The organism is Halanaerobium polyolivorans (assembly GCF_020711195.1).
Lineage (GTDB): Bacteria > Bacillota > Halanaerobiia > Halanaerobiales > Halanaerobiaceae > Halanaerobium > Halanaerobium polyolivorans.
Genome location: NZ_JAJFAT010000037.1, coordinates 1 through 2,642, shown reverse-complemented (window position 1 = coordinate 2,642; position 2,642 = coordinate 1). Strand labels below are relative to the sequence as shown.

Here is a 2,642-nt window from a genome sequence, read left to right as displayed (position 1 = left end):
GTTCTTCTTTATTAGCTTTTTTAAAATAATTAGAAATTTCTTCATTAAACTTTTCAAATTCTTGATATAGCTTATTATCTTCTTCATTCTTGAATATATCATGGCCTTTAAGGATTTGAGATAAGCGAGAATATCTTTTAGGAATTAATTCGCTTTCAGCATCTCTTAATGGTTTTAGATAAGTTGTTTTTAAATAATGCCTTGCCTCAGCATTTAAAGAATATCCTTCTTTATCACTTCCAGCTCTAACATCTGCTGGAAGAATTCTTTCCGCATTTTTACTTACATCATAATTAACTTTTAAATAAGGTTCAGCTTCTTCTTTTTTACCTTCCCAGCTTAGCCATTCGGTAAAATATTTTGCCTCCTCCGCTTTCAAATCATTAAATTTTAGCTCTATTCTAAACCTATCAGTATCATTATAAAAATCATCTTCAGTTACTCTAATCCATTCATAACTATGAGTTTTTAATACCATCTTAATTGCATCAATAATTGCTGTTTTACCTGAATCATTTTCTCCAATAAGAACATTTAAATTTTCATTAAAATCTAAATTAAGATCTGGAGATTCAATTTCAAATTCTTTTGAACCGAATTTTCTAAAATTCCAGAGTTTTAAATTTGATAAATACATTAATTATCATTCCTAATTTTAAAATTTACACAACTTATTGTATATTACTTTCACACCACTCTTATTTTGTTATTTAAATTTATATTTTTTAGATAAAATTTATAAATATTTTGCTTGAGTAGTATAACTAAAATATCACCCTAGCTAAAATAAATAATTAACATTAATGCATTATCTTCATATTCTTCTACCGATAATAACAATTTCAATCATATTTTTAAGTTAATCTGGTATTTTTAAAATAATATTTTATATCCTATTAAATATATTTCTATAAACCCCAATTCAACCCTGCATCTGCAGTATCATTTTTGTTATCTCTAGTTCTGTTCATTATTATACACTAAAGCCCTGACACCGTATTGTCGCGAACTGATGTATATATAATAGAAAGCATTTATTACTTTATACTACTGTCATTCTCTTGCTGGAAAATAATACTTGCCAGTTATATAATTTATTCTACAATAATATGTAAATACCTGTATGATTATTAACTACTATTAGATTATCATATACACTGGTATTTTTTTATTTGGATTTTTATAGTTTACAATTTTTTCTTCACAACATTAATTATAGAACCATAATTTACAATTATTTTTTAAGCTAAAACAATTGTTTTTATCTAAAATAATAAAATGATCTTTTACATCAATCTGTAAACGCTCTGCTTCACTTAAAAAAAACTCATTAAATTCATAATACTGATTGCTTAAATTTTTAATACTTATCGGTGAATTATAAGCTAATATTATTGAAAAAGCATCCAACATAAAGGCTTTATTAAATAAGTCATCTGTTCCAATTTTTTTTAAAGCATTTTTCCCACGCATTAATTCTACTATTGCAGTCATTCTATTATTATAATCAAGTGTTATCATCCCAACTACTTCTTCTTTTTGATTCATTTTTAATACTTCTATAAATATATCTATACTATCCTCTGAACTAATAATCTTATTCTTGAGCAACTATAACTACCCCCTTCTTAAATTGATTTACCATCAAATATAATTTCACTATCTTTAACCATCACATCTTTTTCTGCAGTAGACTCTTCCTCTCTATTTAAGACAGAAATATCACTCAAACTGCTAAAGGTTTCATTGGCATACTTCTCTATCAAAATTTCTAAAAGTCTATTTTGCTCCATTCTAAGCAATTCTAAAGCATCATTTAAGTTTTCTACCTCCAAAACTAACTCACCAGTATGATATTCCGTCCAGCTGCATTCTAATTTAAATTTTTTCATTATTAATCACCCTTGTTTATTAATTTTATTTGAATTAATTGCTAGCATAATTTCCTTTTTTATAATTTTTTTCTCCAATTTTACAGATTTATGATCTTATTATAATACTTTTAGTATTTTTGATCAAATGATCATAATTTTTATATTGTTTTTTTAGCTTAATAGAAGAGTTCTTTAAAAATGATTTTTTTAAATTAAATACCAGCATTTGTGTTTCTGTCAATTTAAATTTGATCCAGCCACTCTTCATTACAGGCTTTAATTCCAAGCCCAGTTGGATTCTTTACGGCAGCTAGGTGGTACACAATTCGATTGGCAGGGTGATACATTTTTCGCTTGACAAAAGCACTTTAAAACTAAATAATCTTAATTTAAAGAAAATAATTAATATATTTACTTTTATTTCCATTTAAAAAATGTTATAATAGATACATAAAACATAAGTTCACAAAAGGAGGAATAAAAATGGAAGAATTATTTAGCCTGATAAGCACTTATGGTTTCCCGATGGTCCTCTGTATTTATTTGCTTATGCGTTTTGAAACCTTGATAAGAGAACTTAAAAAATCAATAGACACACTAATAGTCATGAATAATTCAGAGCAATATAATAAAACTAGCATCCAAAAGCAAAAACGTCTTCATTAAATGATTAAGCAGCCTCTATTAATAGAGGCTGCTTAAGGAAATTTAAGCGGTGAATCAGTATTTTCTTTTTAAAATATATTTTTTATTTTTTTTAGCGAAACG

Annotated in this window: 4 protein-coding genes; 1 reads left to right on the top strand and 3 read right to left on the bottom strand. The window is 25.9% G+C overall.

The genetic code is table 11. From position 1 onward, the window contains the following. The 3 genes from LJ207_RS12180 to LJ207_RS12170 all read right to left on the bottom strand — a co-directional run. On the bottom strand, positions 1–637 hold a 637-nt coding region (locus tag LJ207_RS12180; protein WP_229346768.1), incomplete at its 3' end, for an AAA family ATPase. A gap of 572 nt (positions 638–1,209) precedes the next feature. After that, the gene (locus LJ207_RS12175; protein ID WP_229346767.1) at positions 1,210–1,611 is read right to left on the bottom strand and encodes a JAB domain-containing protein; all 402 of its coding nucleotides are present in this window, start codon (positions 1,609–1,611) and stop codon (positions 1,210–1,212) included. A 17-nt stretch (positions 1,612–1,628) separates the two neighbouring features. Then, positions 1,629–1,892, bottom strand: a complete 264-nt coding sequence (locus tag LJ207_RS12170) for a hypothetical protein (protein ID WP_229346766.1) — start codon at positions 1,890–1,892, stop codon at positions 1,629–1,631. A gap of 465 nt (positions 1,893–2,357) precedes the next feature. Between LJ207_RS12170 and LJ207_RS12165 the strand changes: the two genes are divergently transcribed. Continuing rightward, complete coding sequence (locus LJ207_RS12165; RefSeq protein WP_229346765.1) at positions 2,358–2,540, top strand: YvrJ family protein; 183 nt, start codon at positions 2,358–2,360, stop codon at positions 2,538–2,540. The last annotated feature ends 102 nt before the right edge of the window (positions 2,541–2,642 follow it).

Bases quoted from the DNA above. Each gene is read 5' to 3' on its own strand.
- LJ207_RS12170 (WP_229346766.1), bottom strand. From the start codon at position 1,892: ATGAAAAAATTTAAATTAGAATGCAGCTGGACGGAATATCATACTGGT.
- LJ207_RS12165 (WP_229346765.1), top strand. From the start codon at position 2,358: ATGGAAGAATTATTTAGCCTGATAAGCACTTATGGTTTCCCGATGGTC.